Annotated in this window: 17 protein-coding genes; 12 read left to right on the forward strand and 5 right to left on the reverse strand. The window is 64.4% G+C overall.

Going from position 1 to position 20,683, the window contains the following annotated elements:
- Positions 1-66: 66 nt before the first annotated feature.
- From ABZ827_RS21485 to ABZ827_RS21505, 5 genes are all read left to right on the forward strand, one after another.
- Entirely contained in the window at positions 67-1,278 is a 1,212-nt protein-coding gene (locus tag ABZ827_RS21485; RefSeq protein ID WP_357239200.1) for an ABC transporter substrate-binding protein, read from the forward strand.
- A gap of 19 nt (positions 1,279-1,297) precedes the next feature.
- Entirely contained in the window at positions 1,298-2,032 is a 735-nt protein-coding gene (locus ABZ827_RS21490; RefSeq protein ID WP_357239203.1) for an NAD(P)-binding domain-containing protein, read from the forward strand.
- A 101-nt stretch (positions 2,033-2,133) separates the two neighbouring features.
- Complete coding sequence (locus ABZ827_RS21495) at positions 2,134-3,255, forward strand: NDMA-dependent alcohol dehydrogenase (RefSeq protein ID WP_357239206.1); 1,122 nt, start codon at positions 2,134-2,136, stop codon at positions 3,253-3,255.
- A 185-nt stretch (positions 3,256-3,440) separates the two neighbouring features.
- Entirely contained in the window at positions 3,441-4,187 is a 747-nt protein-coding gene (locus ABZ827_RS21500) for an SDR family NAD(P)-dependent oxidoreductase (RefSeq protein WP_357239209.1), read from the forward strand.
- A gap of 252 nt (positions 4,188-4,439) precedes the next feature.
- Entirely contained in the window at positions 4,440-5,822 is a 1,383-nt protein-coding gene (locus ABZ827_RS21505; protein ID WP_357239211.1) for an MFS transporter, read from the forward strand.
- 54 nt (positions 5,823-5,876) lie between these two features.
- On the opposite strand, the gene ABZ827_RS21510 is transcribed toward ABZ827_RS21505, so the two are convergent.
- The 5 genes from ABZ827_RS21510 to ABZ827_RS21530 all read right to left on the reverse strand — a co-directional run bounded on the left by ABZ827_RS21510 (position 5,877) and on the right by ABZ827_RS21530 (position 12,583).
- Positions 5,877-7,421: a DHA2 family efflux MFS transporter permease subunit gene (locus ABZ827_RS21510; RefSeq protein WP_357239214.1), complete on the reverse strand. Its 1,545-nt coding sequence runs from the start codon at positions 7,419-7,421 to the stop codon at positions 5,877-5,879.
- 442 nt (positions 7,422-7,863) lie between these two features.
- Entirely contained in the window at positions 7,864-9,012 is a 1,149-nt protein-coding gene (locus tag ABZ827_RS21515) for a hypothetical protein (protein WP_357239217.1), read from the reverse strand.
- 66 nt (positions 9,013-9,078) lie between these two features.
- The gene (locus ABZ827_RS21520; protein WP_357239220.1) at positions 9,079-10,131 is read right to left on the reverse strand and encodes an ABC transporter permease; all 1,053 of its coding nucleotides are present in this window, start codon (positions 10,129-10,131) and stop codon (positions 9,079-9,081) included.
- On the reverse strand, positions 10,109-11,671 hold the full coding sequence (locus ABZ827_RS21525) for a sugar ABC transporter ATP-binding protein (protein WP_357239223.1): 1,563 nt from the start codon (positions 11,669-11,671) through the stop codon (positions 10,109-10,111). Before ABZ827_RS21525 ends, ABZ827_RS21520 begins: the two co-directional genes overlap by 23 nt.
- 162 nt (positions 11,672-11,833) lie before the next feature.
- Positions 11,834-12,583: a hypothetical protein gene (locus tag ABZ827_RS21530; RefSeq protein ID WP_357239226.1), complete on the reverse strand. Its 750-nt coding sequence runs from the start codon at positions 12,581-12,583 to the stop codon at positions 11,834-11,836.
- Between the two features lie 812 nt (positions 12,584-13,395).
- Between ABZ827_RS21530 and ABZ827_RS21535 the strand changes: the two genes are divergently transcribed.
- The 7 genes from ABZ827_RS21535 (at position 13,396) to ABZ827_RS21565 (ending at position 20,665) form a co-directional block, all read left to right on the forward strand.
- A complete protein-coding gene (locus ABZ827_RS21535) occupies positions 13,396-14,508 on the forward strand; it encodes a Zn-dependent alcohol dehydrogenase (protein ID WP_357239229.1) in 1,113 nt (370 codons plus the stop codon).
- Positions 14,509-14,550: 42 nt separating this feature from the next.
- A complete protein-coding gene (locus ABZ827_RS21540; protein WP_357239232.1) occupies positions 14,551-15,108 on the forward strand; it encodes a nuclear transport factor 2 family protein in 558 nt (185 codons plus the stop codon).
- Between the two features lie 46 nt (positions 15,109-15,154).
- Complete coding sequence (locus ABZ827_RS21545; protein WP_357239612.1) at positions 15,155-15,400, forward strand: DUF3263 domain-containing protein; 246 nt, start codon at positions 15,155-15,157, stop codon at positions 15,398-15,400.
- Positions 15,401-15,512: 112 nt separating this feature from the next.
- On the forward strand, positions 15,513-16,151 hold the full coding sequence (locus ABZ827_RS21550; protein WP_357239235.1) for a TetR/AcrR family transcriptional regulator: 639 nt from the start codon (positions 15,513-15,515) through the stop codon (positions 16,149-16,151).
- Positions 16,152-16,691: 540 nt separating this feature from the next.
- Positions 16,692-17,948, forward strand: a complete 1,257-nt coding sequence (locus tag ABZ827_RS21555) for a cytochrome P450 (protein ID WP_357239238.1) — start codon at positions 16,692-16,694, stop codon at positions 17,946-17,948.
- A gap of 63 nt (positions 17,949-18,011) precedes the next feature.
- Positions 18,012-19,028, forward strand: coding sequence for an NAD(P)-dependent alcohol dehydrogenase (locus ABZ827_RS21560; protein WP_357239241.1), 1,017 nt, complete (start codon positions 18,012-18,014; stop codon positions 19,026-19,028).
- 521 nt (positions 19,029-19,549) lie between these two features.
- Complete coding sequence (locus tag ABZ827_RS21565) at positions 19,550-20,665, forward strand: Zn-dependent alcohol dehydrogenase (RefSeq protein WP_357239244.1); 1,116 nt, start codon at positions 19,550-19,552, stop codon at positions 20,663-20,665.
- Positions 20,666-20,683 lie beyond the last annotated feature (18 nt).

Here is a 20,683-nt window from a genome sequence, read left to right on the forward strand (position 1 = left end):
AGAAACCGGGTGACAACCCGCCCGTTGCCGGCTGTGCACAGAGTATTTCCCGGAAGGAACAGATCAATGATGATCGACAGGCGCGCCGGCAGACGCTCGCCACGAAGATTGCTTGCCGTTGTATGTGTTACGGCACTGGCGTGCCTGGCGGCCGCGTGCGGAGCTCCGGACCAGTCGGGAGCGGGTGACGATTCCGGCCCCTTCGTGCTCTACGCGAGCTTGGGAATGTCGGGTGCGAGCTCCAGCTTCTCGCCCGGCATCCGGGCCGGAATGGCCGCGGCAGTCGACACGATCAACGACGGTGGTGGGCTGCTCGGCCGTCCGGTCGAACTCCAGGTCGAGAACAACGAGAGCGATCCCACGAAGGCCGTATCCCTGCTCCAGGGGCGAATCCGCACCGACCCACCGGAAGTCGTCTGGGCGGGCGCGACCAGTTCGGAGACATTGGCGCTGCTCAGTCTCACCACTCGCCAGAAGGTGATCGCGCTCAACAACGGTTCGGCGCCGGAAGTCGGGGATGCGACGACATTCCCGTACAGCTTCAGCGCGGGCGTCACCAGCCAATCGATCGCCGATTACCTTGCGCAGCACTTGGCTGGAAAAGGTTACAAGACCGTCGGGGTACTGACCGCGAGCGACGCGTTCGGCGAGGGAGTCCGGGAACTGTACGCGAATTCCCTTGAGGCGGCCGGGATTACGGTTGTTTCCGAGTCCTACGAACCCGACGTGGTGGAGATGGACGGCCCGCTCGCCAGGATCGGTAGCAAACGCCCCGATGCCGTCGTGTTCAGCGATTTCGTGCACCCCACCTACATTCTGAAGAGCCGGATCAAGGTCGGCATGGGCGATATCCCGTTCGTCGGTGATCTGTCGACCACCGCGAACGATATGTACGGAACCCTGACCGACGAAGAGCGGCGTGGTGTCACTCTGGCGACGTACAAGATTCAGGCCAGTGCGGCCGGCGACCGGCCGGGCGCGCAGGCATTGATGGCTTCCTTGGAGGAGTCCGGTGCGCAGATCACGTCGGGCCTCTACCTGTATGGGCTCGCGTACGACACCGTGCTCGCCTATGCCAACGCGGTGACTGCGGTGGGGTCCACGGACGTGGACGAAGTGCGGGCGGCCATGGAGGCCGGACAGGGGGACACCTACCCCCTCGCCATGACCGACGAAATCGGCTGGACAGAACAGACACACCTCGGCTCCGGCGAAGACCAATACGCGGTCGTGCCGGTTTCGCCGATGGTGGCCGGGCGCTTTCAGGCCGACCGGTAAGCGAAGTGATGGAGTAGCCATGATCGTCGGAATACTGGGTGCCGGAAAGATCGGCGGTACGATCGCCGGACGGTTGTCCGCGGGGGGTCACGAAGTCCTGCTGGCGAATTCGCGTGACCCCGATACAATCCGCGACTTCGCGCACGCCTCGGGGGCGCGGGCTGAGTGGGCAGCGGACGCGGCTCGCGCGGCCGATGTGGTGATTACCTCGGTCCCGTTCGCGCGTGTACCCAGCCTGCGGACCGCGGTGTCGGCGGCCTCGGATGCGGCTGTGATCATCGATACCTCGAATTACTTCCCGTTCCGGGATGGGACGATCGCCGCGGTGGAGAGGGGCCAGGTCGAAAGTGATTGGGTGGCAGAGCAACTCGGTCGCCCGGTCGTCAAGGCCTGGAACAGCATCCTGGCGGGTAGTTTCGCGACCAAGGCTACGGACCCGGGCGCTCCGGGCAGAATCGCTTTGGCGGTGGCAGGTGACGACGAACGGTCGAAGGCAGTGGCGAGGCAATTCGTCGAGCTGACCGGATTCGACGCGGTGGATTCGGGAACGATCGGCGAGTCGTGGCGTCAGCAGCCCGGCACGCCCGCCTACTGCACAGACCTCACCTCTTCCGAGCTCGTCCGGGCGCTGGCCGCGGCCGAGCGCGAGGGTGCGGCCGCGAAACGGGACGAGATGGTCGCCAGGATGCAAGCCATCGAGGGCACACCGTCGAACGACGACCTGTTGAGCTTGTGGAGAGCGCTGGCCCGGTAACAGCACATGCGGCGCAACGGTATGCCGGTGGATTCCCGATGCAACGTCGAGAGTCCTGGTCGGCACCCGAGGAAAAACCTTCCGGAAGAAAGTGAAGACAAATGAAAACGCGTGCAGCCGTACTCCGGGAGTCGCCCGGGGAATGGAATATCGAAGAACTCGAGCTCGATGAGCCCAAAGGGGGTGAGGTGCTCGTCGAAATGGTGGCGACCGGCTTATGTCACAGTGACGCCCATGTCTCGAGCGGAGACAACCCGATCGGCCATCTCCCGGCAGTCGGCGGGCATGAAGGTGGCGGCATCGTGCGCAAGCTCGGTCCAGATGTCACCGATTTCGAAGTCGGTGATCACGTCCTGACTTCTTTCATACCCGCTTGCGGTAAATGCCGCTGGTGCGCCTCGGGGATGCAGAACCTGTGCGACAACGGTGCCCTGATCATGCAGGGGCACCAGTTGGACGGCACGTTCCGGATGCATACCACCGACGGAAAGGACGTCGCGACAACAGGTTTGTGCGGCACCTTCTCCGAATGGCAGGTCTACGATCAGCTGTCCCTGGTCAAGATCGACAAGGACATTCCGCTGGAGATCGCCTGCCTCGTGGCCTGCGGTGTGCAAACGGGATTCGGCTCGGCCACCACGGCCGGCAACGTGCAGCCCGGCGACGTCGTGATCGTCGCCGGCGTCGGGGGTATCGGCATGAACGCCGTACAGGGGGCACGGGAAAGCGGCGCCGCCCATATCATTGCCGTGGATCCGGTAGCCGACAAACAGCGCTGGGCGCTCGATTTCGGTGCGACCGAATCCTTCGCCTCCTTCGTGGAGTCGGCCGGCCGCGTGGCTCAGCTGACAAACGGACAGGGCGCCGACGTGGTAATCCTGAGCGCCGGGCTTGTCGACAACGCACTGATCGGCGAAGGCCTGGCCGCCGTCCGGAAGGCGGGGACCGTGGTGGTGACCGGGGTGAGCTCGATGACAGAGGACGGCACCGTGCCGGGTCTGAACGCCAGTCATCTGGCGATGATGCAGAAGACCATCCGAGGCGCGCTGTTCGGTATGAAATCACCACGCGAAGCGATGCCGTTGCTGCTGGAAATGTACCGGGCGGGCAAGATCAAACTCGACGAGCTGGTCACCAAAACGTACTCGCTCGACCAGATCAACGACGCCTACGACGATATGGAGGCAGGCCGCAACATTCGCGGCGTGATCCGTTTCGCCTGACGGCAGACCATCTCACCATTTCTCGGCGGCGTCGCTGAGATTCGCTCGGCAGGCAAACGTGCGCCCTCGCCTGTCCTCGGGGCCCGGTTGTGCGGGTCCGAGACGGGTCCTGTCGGTGCGATCGGCAATCATCGGCCCGCCGTATATGGCTCGCCGGTCGATAACGTCCTCCTGGAGGCCGAGCTATGCAAATTGGCAACACGTCGGTATTGATTACCGGCGGTGCGTCCGGTCTAGGTCTGGCGACCGTACGGAAATTGGCAGCGGGCGGCGCGCAAGTGACAGTGGTCGATCTTCCGGAATCGGCCGGCGCGAATGTTGCTGCCGAAGTGTCCGGAGAATTCGTCGCGGCCGATATCACCGACGAAGAGCAGGTTCGCGCCGCGCTCGAGATCGCCGGCCGGCGCGGACCCCTGCGTGCGGTGGTTCACTGCGCCGGCGGCCCGGGGAAGTTCCCGATCCTCGACCAAGCGGACAAGGCGGTGCCACTGACCGATGTCGAGTCGGTGGTCAGGTTGAACCTACTCGGTTCCTACAACGTCCTTTGCCTGGCCGCGGAGGCGATGGCTGCCACCGCTCCCGTCGACGGTGAGCGCGGAGTCTGTGTACTGACCTCGTCAGTGGCCGCATTCGAAGGTCAGATCGGGCAGGTGCCCTACGCTGCCTCGAAAGCGGGTATCGCCGGTCTGACACTGGCCGCCGCCCGGGACCTGGCGAGCCGCCTGATCCGGGTGTGCACCATCGCTCCCGGGCTTTTCGATACCTGGCTGCCGCCCACGACATTCGAACGTTTTGCGACGTCGATACCTCATCCGAATCGACTTGGTCGGCCGGCGGAGTATGCCCTACTGGCCGCCCACATCATCGAGAACCCAATGCTCAACGGCGAAACCATTCGCCTCGACGCCGCATCGCGGCTGCCTGGGAGTTGACCGTGACGAATGACGGCGTCGCGCCTTCATCGCTGATTGTGCTCGGTGACAACAGCATACGGGCGCTGATGATCTCAGTCGGTCCGATGCGCGTCACGCGACCGACCTGGACGTGGCGAAGGCGATCGACCCGGCGACCACCGAGCTAGCGGAAGACACGACGTCGGCCGGTTTCGCGGTGATACGAACCCGGTCCGGGCGTCGTCGACGAGCCAGTTCTTTCTGAGTCCTGATCACCATCGAGGAGTCTCAATGACGAAACCCTCAGTTATCGACGTCCAGAACGTCATCGACAACGCGGCGATCTCCCCGGTACAACGCCGGGCCATCGGCCTGTCGATGGCCGTCGCGATGTTCGACGGCTTCGATGCCCTTCTCATGGCCGTGTCCGCGCCGTCCATCGCCGAACAATGGGGGACCACCACGGCGAGTCTCACCCCAGCGATACTGGCATCGCTCGTGGGGATGATCGTCGGTGCCGTATTCCTGGTGCCCCGGGCCGACCGCTACGGTCGACGCCCGTTGCAGATCGCGGGTGTCGCGCTGTTCGGGCTGATGACCCTGGCGGTGGTGGCGGCCCAGGACGTCGGGCAGATCGTGGTGCTCCGTTTCTTGGCCGGTATCGGGCTCGGCGCCGTTCTGCCGAATTCTTTCGCTTACGGAGCCGAATTCGCTCCGAAGCGGAAGCGGGTGACGATAGTGACCGTGATCGGAGCCAGCAGCGCGGCCGGGGGCTTTCTCGGTGGTTTGCTGGCAACTGCGCTCATCCCGGAATTCGGCTGGCGCTCGGTGTTCTTCCTGGGCGGGGTTCTGCCGCTGTTGCTGGTTCTTGCGCTGATCCGCTGGCTTCCGGATACTGTTCAGTTCCTGACGCTGGACGGTCAGGTGGAAAAGGCGCGATCGCTGTTGCGGTCGATCGATCCGCGCGGCGTCGATCCGTCGGCCGGGACTCTCGTCATCCGGGATCATGGCGACGGTAACAAGCCGTCGATCGCGGTCCTTTTCACCAGGCGATTCGCTCCCACCACACTGCTGCTCGGTGTCGTGTTCTTCCATGCGGTTCTGTTGACTCTGTTTCTGATGTCCTGGTTACCCTCGGTGTTCGCCGAGGCGGGCCTTCCCACGAACCAGGCTCTCGCCGCGTCGTCGGCCTGCAATTTGGGCGCGATGTTCGGCGGTGTCGTTATCGGAACGCTCGCGGATCGGAGGAAATCTCCGAATCGGCTGCCGGGCCTATGTTTTTCGGCGGCTATCGTCGGTATTGCGGTGACAGCGTTGTCTTTGAGGTCGTTCCCGTTCCTGCTCGTCACCATTTTCGCCGTGGGCGCCTTTGCGATAGGCACTCAGATGTGTGTCAACGCGGTAGCGACCGATGTCTACCCGAGTTGGATGCGGGCTACCGGGATCGGTGTGCTGTCCGGCATCGGAAAGGTCGGGTCGGTGGTGGGGCCGGCGATCGGCGGGGCGCTGCTGGCAGCTCAGGTTCCGGCAAAGACCATCTTCCTGCTGGCGATTGTCCCGGCGACTGTCGCTGCTGCCGCGATGATCGCGGTGGGGCCGGCCGCCGCCAGATCTCGGCGGCGGCCTCCGGTGGTCTCGTATCCGCCGGAGGCCGACGATCTGATCGGTCGATAACCACGACTTCCTTGATCGACCTGCGCGCTGAGCGGCCGAGGACACGGCCTCGATTTACGGTTGGGGCGATGTCAGCGGGCTCGCATGGTGGGAAGCGCCGTCGCCCGGCGTGGCAGGGCTGGGCGGGGCCGCCTCGGAGGAAGCCGATGTCCTGCGCACGACCAGGACGCCGAGCACCGCGACGAGGGCGATCACTCCTGCGGTTGTAAAGGCGGTCTGCCCTGCGGATACGGACTGGGCGACGGTGAGTGCGCCGGCGTCCGCGGCGTGGGATCCGATGGTGTACGCGGAGATGAGTACCGCTCCGCCCGCGGCCCCTGCGAGCTGCTGGACGGTGGTGAATGCGGCAGCACCGTACGGATAGAGTTCGGCGCGCAGAGATGCCAGCGCGGCGGTCGTCATCGGTGCCCACATCAGTGCTTGCGCTCCCGACATGACCACGTACGCCAGCAAGAGTGTGACCACCCCCGTGCCCTCGTTCAGCGTGCTGAGGAACCACAGCGACGCTGTCCAGACGAGCGCGCCGGGGATCGCCAGAGGCCGGGGCCCGAAGCGGTCGTACACGCGTCCACTCACAGCGGAGACGAGAGCGATGATCGCTCCGCCGGGCACCAGGAACAATCCGAGCGCGAACGTGCCCAGCCCGGCGACGTTCGTCAGCACCAGCGGTAGGACGAGCAGAGTGCCGAATCCGTTGAGGGCGATGACGGCCATCACCAAAAGTGGCACCGTGAACGATCGTGTGGTGAAAATTCGCATATCGATGAATGCGTCACCGTCCCGTTGGAGGACTGTCTGCCGGTAGGCAAATGCCGCGATACCGGCAAGCCCGGCCAGGATCGGCACGTAGGGCGGAATCGGCGCGTGGCCCGAGACCGACTCACCGATCGATGCCAGCCCGTAGACCAGTGCGCCGAATCCGACGGCGGAGAACAGGAGGGACAGCAGGTCGAGCCGCACCGTCTGCGGCGTGGTGATATTGCGGAGCTTCTTGGCTCCCACCACCAGTGCGATCGCGGCGACCGGTAATACGAGGATGAACAGCCAGCGCCAGGGCAGCAAGGCCAGTACGACCCCGGATACCGCGGGGCCGACCGCCGGTGCGACCGCCGGGACGGCGGTGACCAGTGCCATCATCCGCCCGCGGCGAGCCGTGGGAGTCAATCTCATGGCCGTGGTCATCAGCAGCGGAACGACGACGGCGGTTCCGGCTGCTTGGACGATGCGGCCGGCGAACAGGACCTCGAAGCCCGGTGCGAGAGCGGCGATCACCGTCCCGGCCGTGAACAGCGACATCGTGCCCAGGAATATCGTCCGCAGCTGGAAACGCCGCATGAGGAACCCGGTCGCCGGAATGAGTACCGCCAAGGTCAGCAGGTACCCGGTGGTCAGCCACTGCCCGGTCGCCGGGGTGATGCCGAGATCGATGATCAGCGTGGGGAGCGCAACTCCGAGGAGCATCTCGTTCAGCAACACGATGAATGCCGAGACCATCAGGAGGCCGATGATCAGCGCGCTTCCGGATTCTGGACGGTCGCTGGAGCTGTTCTGTGTCGGGTGGTGTCCGATATCGGATACCGGCGTGTTCCGGGTTGCCATATGTCTCTGCCTCGCGTGATGAGTCCGGTGGGGTGCCGGCTCGGCGTCCGCGCCGCTTCGGCGAGGCGTGGGTCGAGTCCGTGCTGAAGGTGTGCCGAGGCGCCGCCTCGCGGATGTCCGGGGTGAGGTAGCCTTGACAGTCAAGAGCGGAGGCTTCCTCCGCTTCCTTCTCAACATACGGAGGCTATCTCCGTTTTGTCAACGGAAGGTGGTCGGACGTGTCCGAGACGACATCTGAGTACCAGCGCAGTGAGTGGCGCTGACCGAGGAGACCGACGAATCCTCGATACCGGCGCTGAACGCGCTGGTGAGGGTCGGCTGGTGAATCTCGCGGTGGATCCGCTCGACCGGTGACCGCCCTGTTGCCGTCACGGAAACACAACGGGGCCCTCGCTTTGGCGAGGACCCCGTTGTGCGTGTCTGGAACGGTCTGACCGGAGAGTTATGACGTGATCTTCCAGAGCTTCTGGAACTGTGCCCGGTAGTCGGTCGGGTAAGCCGGGACCACATCGGTGGACTCGATATTGCCGGGCGTGAAAATCGGCAACGGGAAGTGATTTCCGACGGTGGGCTCACCGCTGTCGAGGGCGCGCACGGCCGTGTCCAGTGTCACCCACGCCGTCATATCCTGCGGGACTCCCACCCAGAACGAGTTCCGGCCCTGTTTCAGAGACGAAAGGTTGGCCGGACCGGGTAGTGCGCCACCCATCTCTACCTGGATACCGGCCTGTTTCAGCGCCGGCTCGATTCCTCGCGCGAGATCGCCGATGGTGAAGAACGCGAATTCGATGGAAGGATCGGCCTGGAGCTTGGATATCACCGCGTTGGTGGCCGCCGGCGACCCGATATCGCTGAAGGGCAGCTCGGTGTAGGAATACCCGCACTCCGCGCACTCTTTCCGCACGACATCCTCCACACCGGCGGCCAGCTCACGCATGGCCGGTGCGGCGACGCCGAACACCGCCACTTTGCCCCGGCAGCCGGTCGCCTGCAATACGGAGTACGCAGCCGGCTCGCCCATTCGGGCCCACATATCACCACCCAGCGGGGTAGCGCCGAAACCCGGCACCGACCGTGGGGGTTCCGTCCCGTCCAACATCAACAGCACGCCCTTGTCCTCGGCGGCTTCGATCGGTCTCTGGAGTGCGGCGATGGGCACCCCGCTGATGATGACGATATCGGAGTTGCCGATACCTTCCAGAAGTTTGCGGTTGGCATCCTCGACCGACCCGTCGTAGGTCACCGCTTTCCCGGTCCAGCCGACCACCGGGAGGGATTCGACGAGCCGCCGCGATACCTCGACATCTGTCGGGACCGATGCGGCAGCGATTCGAGTGACCGTCAGTCCCGTGGCCGGGGGCTCGCTGAGCGGTGTCAGCTCGGTGGGAAGCGAAGCGGGCAGCAACCCGCGAGTGTCGAGATACTGCTTCGCGTTGTCCACGCACTGTTGCTCGGCAGCGGTGAGGTCGCCGCCGCTTCCGGCGGCGCCGCCGCCGGAACTGCAGCCGGTCGCGGTAAGCATCAGGGTGCCGGCGGCGATGCCTGCGAGAAGGCGCGTCCACCGGCGGACGAGCGAGCGTTGTGCGGACATGACGGACCTACTTCATTTTCTCGGCGCGCCCGGTGGACGCGGTTCCTGCGTGGGAGTGAGGTATTGCTAGCGGGAGCGGCGTTGACGAACGGCGCGCGCCGTCACACTGACGGCGACGAGGAGCACCAGGCCCTCCACCATGTCCTTGATCCAGGGGAGATCGGGGAATTGGAGCTGCAGTCCTTTGACCGCGATCGCCAGCATGTAGAGGGCCACCACGGTGCCGCGAACGTTGAATCGGCCGGGAACGATCTGGGTGGACCCGAGGAAGGTCGCGGCAAACGCGGGGAGCAGATACGGCGCGCCTGCGCCGAACGACGCCGCGCCCAATTGCATGGTGAGAACGACCCCGGCGAGCGCGGCCAGTCCACTGGTGAGCATGAGCGAGACCGCTTGTATCCGCTTCACCTTGATACCGGCGAGTTTCGCGGCCTGGGGATTGGACCCGATGGCGTAGATGTAGCGGCCGAACGGTGTGTGTTCGAGCATGAACCAGAGCCCGAGGGCCACGACGGCCAGGTAGAAGACCGTGATGGGCACGGTGGCGATCATCGATGATCCGGCGTCGGTGAAGGCGGAGCCGACATGGTCCAGCAGGATGGTTTGTCCGTCGGCCACCCAGAATGCCAAGGCGGCGAGAACCGATGACATGCCGAGTGTGGCAATTATCGGCTCGACCCCGAAGCCGGTGATGACGACGGCGTTCACCGCGCCGATCGCGGCACCTACCGCAAGGGTGATCAGCACCGCGAGTGGCCACGGAAGGTTGCCGGCAGACAGCAATTTCCCGAGCAGGCAGATCGAGAATGTCATATTCGCGGCGAGGGATATGTCGAAGGTTCCTGCTGCCATCGAGACAGCTACGGCCAGGGTGAGAATCCCCCCGATCGCCGCGCTACCCGCGATCACCCGTGCGTTCTCCGGAGTGGCGAAGGTTTCCGGCAACAACACCGAGAAAATCACTGCGAGAAGGACAGCCAGGTAGAGACCGGAGTATCGGTCCAGGCGCAGAATCCCGGCAGGCCGGGTGCGCGAGCGATTGTCCGGTTTGCCCGGAACCGGTGCCTGCGCCTCGGTCACGGTGCCGGGCGGTAGTTCAGAGGTGTGTCTGGAGGCCATCGCCGACCACTCCTTGTTCGTACGATTCGCTGGGGAGCCCGAGGCTCATATGGACGAGGCGCCGAGTCCGGATTTCGGCACCTTTCACTTCGCCGACCGCGTGGCCGTGCCGCATGACGATGACGCGGTCGCACAGGCGTTCCAGCTCTGCCTCGTCCGACGAGCAGACCAGCACTGCCACACCGCGCTCCGCCGCCGCGTCGATCAGCCGATGTATTTCGGCCTTCGCCGCGATATCGACGCCCTGGGTGGGCTCGTCCAGCAGCAGGACACAGGGGTCGGTCTGCAGCCATTTGCCGAGCACGATCTTCTGCTGGTTTCCGCCCGACAACGCCTCGATCGACGCATCGAGTGACGGCGCCTTCACCGACATCTTGCTGCAGATATCGGCCGCCTGACGCCGGTCGGCCGCAGGCTGGATGCGGGCATATCGCACGAGCCGGCGCACCGTGGTGAGATTGACGTTCTCCCGCACATCGAGGCCGTTGAAGACACCGTCGCGCAATCTGTTCGCCGGCACCATGGCGACCCCGAGTTCAACGGCGGTGTCGGGGCGTGCGGGTGGGAGCAGGTGGTCCCGGACGGTGACGCTCCCGCCGCGGGGCTCGGCACCGAAGATCAGCGCGCACAGCTCTTCACGTCCGGACCCGGTGATGCCCGCGACACCCAGCACTTCACCGGCGCCCACCTGTAGGTCGAGACCGGCCAGCTCGGTTCCGCGTACTCCTTCGAGCGACAGCAGTGGCGTTCCGGCGACGGGGGCCGATCGCTTTCGCGCCGTATCGACTACACCGCCGGTCATGAGATCGACCAGCGCTGCCCGGTCGATCTCGGAACAGCGTTCGGTGGCCACCCGATGTCCGTCCACCAACACGGTCACCCGATCCGCGAGCTCGAAAATCTCGTCGAGATGGTGCGATACGTACAGGATGCCGACGCCTTGCCGGCGGACCGTGTCGATGATGGTGAAAAGCCGCTGGACCTCGGCCCTGGGCATGGTCGCCGTCGGTTCGTCCAGGACCAGCACCGAGATATCGCCCCGGGCGCTGTGCAGCGCGCGGGCGATCGCGACGGCGGTGCGTTCGACGGGTTGCAGATCCTCGACAGCTCGACGGACGTCGAGGTCGTAACCCACTGCCCGAAGGGCGTTCTCGGCGGCCGCTATCTGTTTCGGCCAGTTGATCCGTGCGCCGAGCCCGGTGGTATATCCCTGGCCGAGAGCGAGATTGTCGACGACAGAGAGTGCCGGGACGAGCCCGAGATCTTGGTGCACGAACCGGACACCGGCATTGTGGATATCGTCCGGGTCGCCGAGAATTCGCGCCTGTCCGTCGATCAGCGCACCGGCGCCGGAATCCGCTTTGTGGAAACCGGCCAATATCTTGATCAGGGTGGATTTGCCCGATCCGTTCTGTCCCATCAGCGCATGGACCTCGCCGCGGCCGATATCGAGCGAGATATCGTGCAGAACTTGCGTATTACCGAAAGTCTTCGACACCGACGTCAGCGCGAGCCGCGGTATGTGTTCGTTGTCTTCCACAACGCACCCTCTTCTTTCGTGCGGGTGTTCAAGAGCGACAGCCGCCGTGCTGTGCGGCCGCGACGAAGGGCAATCGGCCGACGATTCCGGCGGATGTAGCCCGGGGCCGGGTCCTGCTGAACGGGCGGGGTGCCGTCCAGCAGGACCGGCGTGGCGCAGTGATCAGTTTCCGGTCGGCGAGGTGGTGGGCGGCACGATCGGGGCATTCATGGTGTGGAAGTACTGGAACAGCGCCGCCACTGCGATAGGGCCGCCTACCAGCAGTGTCCCGCCGATGGCGCCGACGGAGCCGAAGAGCACGGCACCGCCGAGGCATGCCGCGATCGGTCCGGCACCGAGCAGCCATGCGACGGGAGCGGTGGCGGCGGCACCGACCACGAGCCCACCGATACAGCCGATTCCGGCGCCGATGACCGTTCCGATCATGCCGCTCAGAATGCTGGCCACCGAAACTTGCTGGGTCAACGTCGCCAGCGCGTCGGCAGAACGCGCGTCCGCATCCGGATAGGTCGCGGCGACCTGCTGCAACGCGGCGTCGACCGGCATGACGTCGGTGCGCGGCACATCGCGGGCGGGAGAGGCGGCGGCCGGATCGGCGTCCGGGGTCAGTACCACGGTGCGGTCGGTGATCTCGGCTGCGATCGGACGGTCGAGGTTGTCCATCCGGTAAGTCAGCGGCACCGTGGTGACCTTGTTGCCGCTGTCGTCGAGAATGTCGAGGCGGTTGCCGGCGATCGCCAGAGAACCGGTATCGGTGGACAGCACCACGGATTTGCCGACGATTTCCGCGCTGTAATGGATCTCCGTGGCACCGTTGCCGTCCGGCGCCGGCTGAGCGTAGGCGGTTCCGCTCCACAGGCCGGTTACCGCGACTGCCGACACCGTCGTCACGGCAAGTTTCCTGTACTTCATTTCGAATTCCTCCTGTGGAGATTCGAGCTACTTCGACGCAGGACTACTCGCTCCGGGACACTTGTGCTCGTTCCGGAGAATTCATCGAAGATCACTCGGTAGATAATCGAGATAGCGATATTCAGTTGTGCTGAGAACCTTCGTCCGAGTTGGGGGAACCTCGGGCGATTGCCGATACATGGTCCGGAGATATGTCGGACGAAGCGCCGGAACCGGAAAGGTTCGATTGCCGGCAGCAGAATTCGGCGCGGTCGCCGGATCGCGTGATCCCGTCGGACGGGGGTGCGCGATGAGCAATCCGGGAAGTTCGAGCGGGGGAGTGGTCGTTATCCCGAGGTGTCGGCCATCTCCGCGTTCATCCCGCCTCTAGGGCGGATCTGGTGTCATCCGCCCTGGTTACTGCAGCACGCACGGGTTTGCCTTCCTGGAATCGAACTCGGGGACAGCTGCTTCACGGATCCCGGGGCCGATAGATGGGCCGGGGGTTTCGAGCCATCTGTGAGGCGCGTCACGAAAAGTGTGGGTGGCCATTCATGATTTGTCAACCACCAAATTATTCCCGCACGGCCATGGGAACTTCTCGATGACCTCCGGTGCCGAATCCAGGCCTTCCGTGCAGGTCGGGGGGTTTGCGGGCCGGTCAACCCGAGGGTGGTCCGGGTGGTGGCAAGTCGGGGTGGTGGCCAGTGCTGGGATATTTTCGGGCAAGAGGCGAACCGACCGGTTGACAAAACATGGTTGGTTGACAAACAATCTGAGTGGTCTGCATCACTCGAGCTCCGATCTGGCGCTCATGACATAGGGAGTAGTCCGTGCGAGCAGCGGTTACCAGACGGGTCGGCGAGAAGTTCGAGATCTCGGAGGTGGAGGTCGCCTCGCCCATCGGTCGCGAAGTTCTCGTCGAGGTGCGAGCCTCGGGTCTGTGCCATAGCGATATCACGGTCGTTCACACCGGTATGGGTGTTGAGATGCCGATCGTGCTGGGGCACGAGATCGCGGGTGTGGTCGCAGCCGTCGGGCCCGACGTCACCAGGATGGCGGTCGGCGACCATGTTGTCGCGGCAGCGCTGCAGCCCTGTGGGCGGTGTACCGCCTGTCTCGGCGGCAATCTGAATGCCTGTGTGAATGCCGGGGCGTTGGAACGTGACCCCGCGGACGTTCCGCGTCTGCGGGACGAATCGGGGCCGCTCGGCCGGTTGCAAGGTCTCGGTGGCTTCGCGGAACAGGCGCTGATCCACGAGAATCAATTGGTCACGATCAATCCCGCCATGCCGTTCGACAAGGCGTCGGTTATCGGATGTGCCGTGGTCACCGGCGGCGGAGCGGTGTTCAACGCCGCGAAGGTCGCACCGGGTCAGGCGGTGGCGGTATTCGGCTGCGGCGGTGTCGGCCTCAACGCCATACAGGCGGCGCGCCTGGCGGGTGCGACTCGCATCATCGGCGTGGATATTCAGCCGGAGAAACTCGCCTTGGCGAAGAAATTCGGTGCCACCGACGTGATCGACTCATCGCAGGCCGATGTGGTCGAGTCGGTCGATGAACTCACCGGAGGTGCCGGAGTCGATCATGCGTTCGTGATGATCGGCGTCCCCGCGGTTGCGCAGACAGCCATGGCCGTTCTCGGTTTCAACGGCACGACCTACCTGGTGGGTGGTATGTCACCGGGGGCCGAGTTGCCGCTCCGTCCTTCCCCGGCCGAGAGCGGCCTGTTGCCGCGGCAACAGGGACTGCGGGGGCTCTGGCTCGGCTCGTCCAACTTCTACCGGGACATTCCCATGTATGTGGACCTGTACCTGGGCGGGCGGCTGAATCTGGACGATCTGGTGACGCGAACGATCGCGCTCGACGAGATCAACGAAGCCTACGAGGAAATGGAACGCGAAAGCCTCGGTCGCACGGTCATCACGTTCCCCGGCGCTTCCTGACCCGCTTGCTTTTCACCGTCTCCGATCGAAAGAGGGATATCCATGTCCGGCGCACCCCAAGGAGCCGATCGCCCAGGCTCGGCCGTTACGTCCGGCGAGATCGCGGAGCTCGTCGCGAAGCAGAAGCTGTACGAGAACCTGGTCATGTATTGCCGCGGCCAGGATCGCAAAGAGCTCGACGTCATGAAATCGACGTTCTGGCCCGAGGCCACGGACAACCACGGAATGTTCAACGGCTCGGCCCACGAATTCTGTGAGTGGTCGTACGAGAACCAGAAAACGACGCGGCACAAATCGCACCACTACGTCACCAATGTGGTCATCGAACTCGACGGGGACCTTGCCAAGCGGGAGAGCTCGGTCGTGTACGTCATGGTCAAAGCAGGTGATGAGCCGACGGATGTGATGGGCGGGCGATACCGCGATTTGTGCGAGCGCCGGAACGGGGAGTGGCGAGTGCTGCGCCGTATGGTGATCTTCGACCATGTCGCGCAATATCCGTCCTCCGGCGAACTCGCGGCCGTGTTCGGAGGTATTCCCGACACCTCCCGGGTGGGAGACGTCTACCCGGCAGACCCGATATACGACGCCGAGTGGTGAGTCGTTCCCGGCTTCGCCGATCGGGGTGAAATTCGGGCTGGAAGGAATGGAAGAGCACGTGGACCGAGAAGCTGAAATCATCGAGTTCGCTCTTGTCTGGCGACATTGGGGCGGTGGTAGGGATTCCGATATATTCGTCGAGTTCGGTATTCCGCCGCACGAGTACTTCCGCCGTCTTTCCGCCCTGATCGAGCGTGGCGCACTCACGCGGCTCCCCGCGGGTATAGTCCGTCAGCTGCGTGACATCTGCAGGGATCGGGCAGCGCGGCAGCTCAGTGCTTCGGCAGGCTGACGTCGTGGCTGTGCGGCAGCGCCGATCTGGTCCCGGGTCGGCCCGAGGGCTACCACGCCGTGCAGACCGCCGCCCGGGCACTGTGTGCTGGTCGCTCAACTATGATTGATGTGTGGAAAAAACCAGCGAGCTGAACGGCCACCAGGTGCGCTCCGAGCGTTCGACCCGCCTCATCCTCCGGGCGGCCGGCGACCTCGTGGTCGAGGGCGGCTACCAAACGATGACCTTGGCGACTGTCGGCGAACGGGCTGGTTACAGCCGTAGCCTCGCGACGGCCCGGTTCGGGTCCAAGGCCAAACTGCTCGAAGCACTCGTCGATGAAATCCAGCAGCATTGGCAGATCGAGACGGCGCTGCCGAGTGTCGAGGGGGAGTCGGGCCTCCAGGCGCTCCGGACGATCATCATCAATATCCGGGATGCGTACAAGCGTGATCCCTGGTCGCTGTCGGTCATGTACGCACTGATGTTCGAGGCTCTCCGGCCTGTCCCTGACCTGCGTGGAAGGTTCACCGAGTTTCACCGCAATTTACGTTCGAACATCGCGTCGGTTATCGCGGCGGGGATCGAGGACGGTTCGATCGATCCGAGCGTCGAGCCGGAGCATCAAGCGTCGGCAATCATCGCCCAGCTGCGCGGAGTCGGGTATCTGTGGCAGCTCGATCCCGAGAGTATCGATCCGGAGGCGGTATTGACGCTCTTCATGGAGCAGTGCACCGAGTATCTCAGTAGCGGCCGGGACGCGGGCGACTGATCGGGTCGGCGCCGACGAGGAACATGCTGGATTCCCGAGCCGAAGGATGTTGCGGACGGCAGGTTTCTGAACCCAGGACGGCGCCGATGAGTACGGCTGCGGTATCTGTTCGAAGCCGAGCGAACCCGATGAGTCCGATCTGTTCGCCCGGTCGTCGTCGGCGGATCCGGGGAGGGTGAACAAGAGGGGGCGCCGAAGAGCTGCGGGAATTCTCGCTCTCCGGAAGGCTCGCGTGCCCTGAATCGCGGGTGATCGGCGCTTCGTAGTGGTCGGGACTTGACATAAATACTAGTTGGTTGTTCAGTTAATTGCATGTGCACTGTGAGGTGCGGCACTGACGTTCTGAATCGAAGCTGCGGCACTCCTGTCTGTGGCCAGGATGGACGCCACGCTATCCGGGGCGATGCAGAACGAAGGCGTGCCGGCCGTGGGGGCTGTGCAGCGCACCGACTGCTGGAAGGCCGCGGCATCAGGGGCGGATCGTGCTCACCTTCTGAGTGGAAAGTCCTGTGTTACAACGAATATCGCTAGGAGCGTTCTATGACGACCGTTGATCTGGACACCGTGGACGATCTGTTGATGGACCCGGCGTGGTATGGCTCGAGTGATTGGCATCCGACGCTGCGGAGGCTTCGCCGGGAAGATCCGGTTCATTGGACCGAGGACCGGCGTTACGGTCACCCGTACTGGGCGCTGCTGAGTTTCGATGCCATCCGGGAGGCGTTCGAGCGGTGGGATGTCTTCAGCAGCAGGATGGGCACCGTGCCGCCGCGTAACGGTAAGCGGTACACGCCGGAGCAGCGCTTCGCCATGGCTCTCGACGCGCGACCGCCGTACCTGGATCCGCCGGTGCACGGACTGTACCGCCGGCCCATCAACAAGCATTTCTCGGTTCCGGCGATCGCCAGGATGACCGGCGAGATCGATCGCATCATCGAGAATTTGATCTCCGAAGCCGCGGAGAAGAAGGAATTCGACGTCATCTCCGATGTCGCCGCGCAACTGCCGATGCGGATCATCTTCGGTCTTCTCGGAGTGCCGGAAGAGGATTGGGCCGGCCTGCAGCTTTCGGCCTCTCGCTATGCGCTGAGCTCCGATCCCGCGTACACCATCGACAACGACCCGATCAAGACCGCGAAGGTCGGCCGCCGGGAGGTCGACGAGTACGCCGGTAATCTGGCTGTCCTGCGACGTGAGAAACCGCGTGACGATATGGCCACCGTGATCGGCTCGCTCCGGATCGATGGGGAAGAGCTGAGCCTCTACGAGATGAAGAGCTGGTTCGGCACACTCATCGTGGGCGGGCTGGAAGCCACCCGTAACGGTCTGGGCACCGGGGTGCGGCAGTTCCTGGAAAATCCCGATCAACGCAGGATGCTGCTCGAGAACGAAGCCATCGTGCCCGACGCCGTGGAGGAGGTACTGCGCTGGGGAAGTCCGTCCCGGGTGATTCTGCGGGTGGTCGCCGAAGATATCGAATTCCATGGCAAGGAGCTGCACGCGGGGGACTGGGCCATGCTGTTCCTCGCCTCGGGCAATCGTGACGAATCGGTGTGGCAGGACCCGGACCGCTTCGACATCACCCGCGAGCGGAAAATCCATCTCGGCCTCGGTGACGGTATCCACAAGTGCCTGGGGCGCAACCTCTTGCGCCTGGAGATGGCCCGTTTCTTCCCCAAGTTCTTGAGCGCCTTCCCGGAGCTCGAACTGGCCGGGGAGCCGGAAGGGCTCCCCGACTACAACGGCAACGGCTTCCGTCGTCTGCCGGTGACTCATAACGGCGTCGTTCGCCGCTGACGCCGACCCGGCGTGCTGACCGATGTCTACGCGCACCTCGACCCGCAAAAGGATGGGAACACAGTGAAGGCTGTCAGGCTCACCCCCGAAGGCGATCGGAAGAAACCGGAGTTGCGAGACGAACCGGTACCGGTACCGGAGCGTCAGGAGGTGCTGATCCGGGTGCATGCAGCTTCGCTGAACTTCCGCGATCAGGCCATTTTGGCCGGTCAGTACCCGGGATCCGTCAGAGCTGAAGGTATTCCGCTGTCGGACGGCGCCGGCGAGGTCGTGGCAGTCGGTTCCGACGTGACACGGGTGAAAGTCGGCGACCGGGTGGCAGCCAACTGCGCTGTGCACTGGATCGGCGGCCCTCATCTGCCGGAGTATCAGTCCGCGAGCGTCGGGATGACGATCGACGGCATGCTGGCCGAGTATGTGACGCTGCACGAAAACGCGCTCGTCCATCTGCCCGCATACCTGTCTTACGCCGAGGCCGCCTCGTTGCCGTGTGCCGCTGTTTCGGCGTGGTCGGCGCTGCATGTCGCAACTCCGCTGCGGCCGGGTCAGACTGTCCTGATCCAGGGCACCGGTGGAGTCGCGCTGTTCGGACTCCAGATCGCCCGGCTGTTCGGCGCCCGGGTACTGGCGATAACCTCCACCGACGAGAAGGCCGAGAAGCTGGTGAAGCTCGGCGCGGAATCGGTCGTCAATTACCGCGCGCGGCCCGATTGGGATCGCGAAATTCTCGACCTCACCGGCGGCAAAGGTGTGGACAAGGTCGTCGATATCGCCGGCGAGGCGACCATCGTGAAATCGGCGGCGTCCGCCAAGATCGGCGGTGAGATCGGCCTGGTGGGCTTTGCGAGTGGATTCGGTGGAGGTCTGCCGCCGATCGACATACTCTCGCGAACCCTGACGATCGCCGGTATCGGAGTCGGCCCGCGAACGAATTTCGAGGCATTGCTCGCGACCATGGCGGCAGGCGAAACGAAACCCGTGATCGACCAGGTGTTCCCCTTCACCGAGTACCGCGAAGCGTATCGGCGTATCGACAGCGGGAATCACGTCGGCAAGGTCGTCGTCGACATCACCCGCTGAGCCGGCTCGGCACGCTGACCTGTCGGCTGTATCGAGGATCAACGCACGGTGCATCGCATCCGTAAGCGACCGTTCCACAGTCCGATGCGGCTCGACGAGTCCACCTTCTGGCGAGATTCCTGAGAGCGTTGCGAGTGTGCTCGCTGGTGGCGCGGGATGCCGACTGCAACGCCTGCGTCTGCGGCGTAACAGGATTCGGTACCGATCGGCGAGCGTGTCCTCGCCGTCGGCACCGGCTGCCTGAATGACCCGGATTCGGTGGTCACGGGTGCCTGTCGGCGGGCTGCCGAGTACTACTCCGGCACGGACACCCGGGAAACTCGTGTGTCCTCTCGGCAGCCCGGGCCTCGATCCATCCAAGGAGAAGACCAGCCGGGCAGAGAATTTGATGGTTGACAAACTTATGACTGGTAATACACTCGCCAGTGATGGTCCTCACAGTGATGCGCCCAGCGTCGAGGCTGTCGCCCGAGTTCGCGGTGAGGCGAATGTCGGTACGGGTATCAGGAAGGATCTATCTCATGCGCGCTGCAGTCCTCCGGGGGATCGGCGAGAAGTTCGAGATCACGGAGGTGACGATCGCCGAACCGCAGGACCATGAGGTGCTGGTGGATGTCCGCGCGTCCGGCCTGTGCCACAGCGATCTCTATGTCGTCCAGACCGGTGGGATGGGATTCGGGATGCCGATCTTGCTGGGACACGAAATCGCCGGTGTCGTCGCCGCCGTCGGATCGGCGGTTTCTCGACTTCGCGTGGGCGACCACGTGGTGGCAGCGGCGCTGCAGCCGTGCGGTCGTTGCCGTGCCTGTCTGAACGGGCGGCTCTGGGCCTGCGCGAACCCGGGAGCGCTGGACCGCGATCCGGAGGCGACCCCGCGTTTGTGCGACGAGACGGGGTCTATCGGACAGCTCCAGGGCCTCGGTGGTTTCGCGGAACAAGCGTTGATCCACGAGAATCAGTTGGTCGCCATAGATCCCGCCATGCCGTTCGAGCAGGCCGCGGTCATCGGCTGCGCCGTCGTGACCGGCGGCGGTGCTGTGTTCAATGTCGCGAAGGTGCAGCCCGGACAGTCGGTGGCTGTATTCGGTTGCGGGGGCGTCGGACTGAATGCGATTCAGACGGCGGCTCTGGCGGGCGCGACCAGAGTGATCGGTGTCGATATCCAGTCCGAGAAACTCGCGATGGCAACCCGATTCGGCGCAACCGACACCATCGATTCCAGCCGGGTCGACGTGGTCGAGGCGATCGGCGAGCTGACCGCGTCCGAAGGTGTGGACCACGCCTTCGTGATGGCGGGCGCCCCCGCCCTCGCCGAGGCAGCTGTCCAGGTCCTCGGCTTCGACGGCACGGTGTATCTCGTCGGCGCCACGGCAGCCGGCACCGAGCTGGCGCTACGCACATCGCCGGCCGAGAGCCCGATTCTGCCGAAGCAGCAGGGCATCCGGGGTTCGTGGCTCGGCTCGTCCAACTTCTACCACGACATTCCCATGTACGTGGATCTCTACCTCGCGGGTCGCCTCAACCTCGACGACCTGGTCTCCCGGACCATCGCGCTCGATGAAATCAACGAGGCATGTGAGGCACTGGAACATGGCGGCGTCGCACGCAGCGTGATCACCTTCCCGGCCCGATCCTGATCGCGTACGGGACATCCT

Origin of the sequence: Nocardia sp. NPDC019395, from assembly GCF_040632335.1 — a bacterium.
Classification (GTDB): Bacteria; Actinomycetota; Actinomycetes; order Mycobacteriales; family Mycobacteriaceae; genus Nocardia.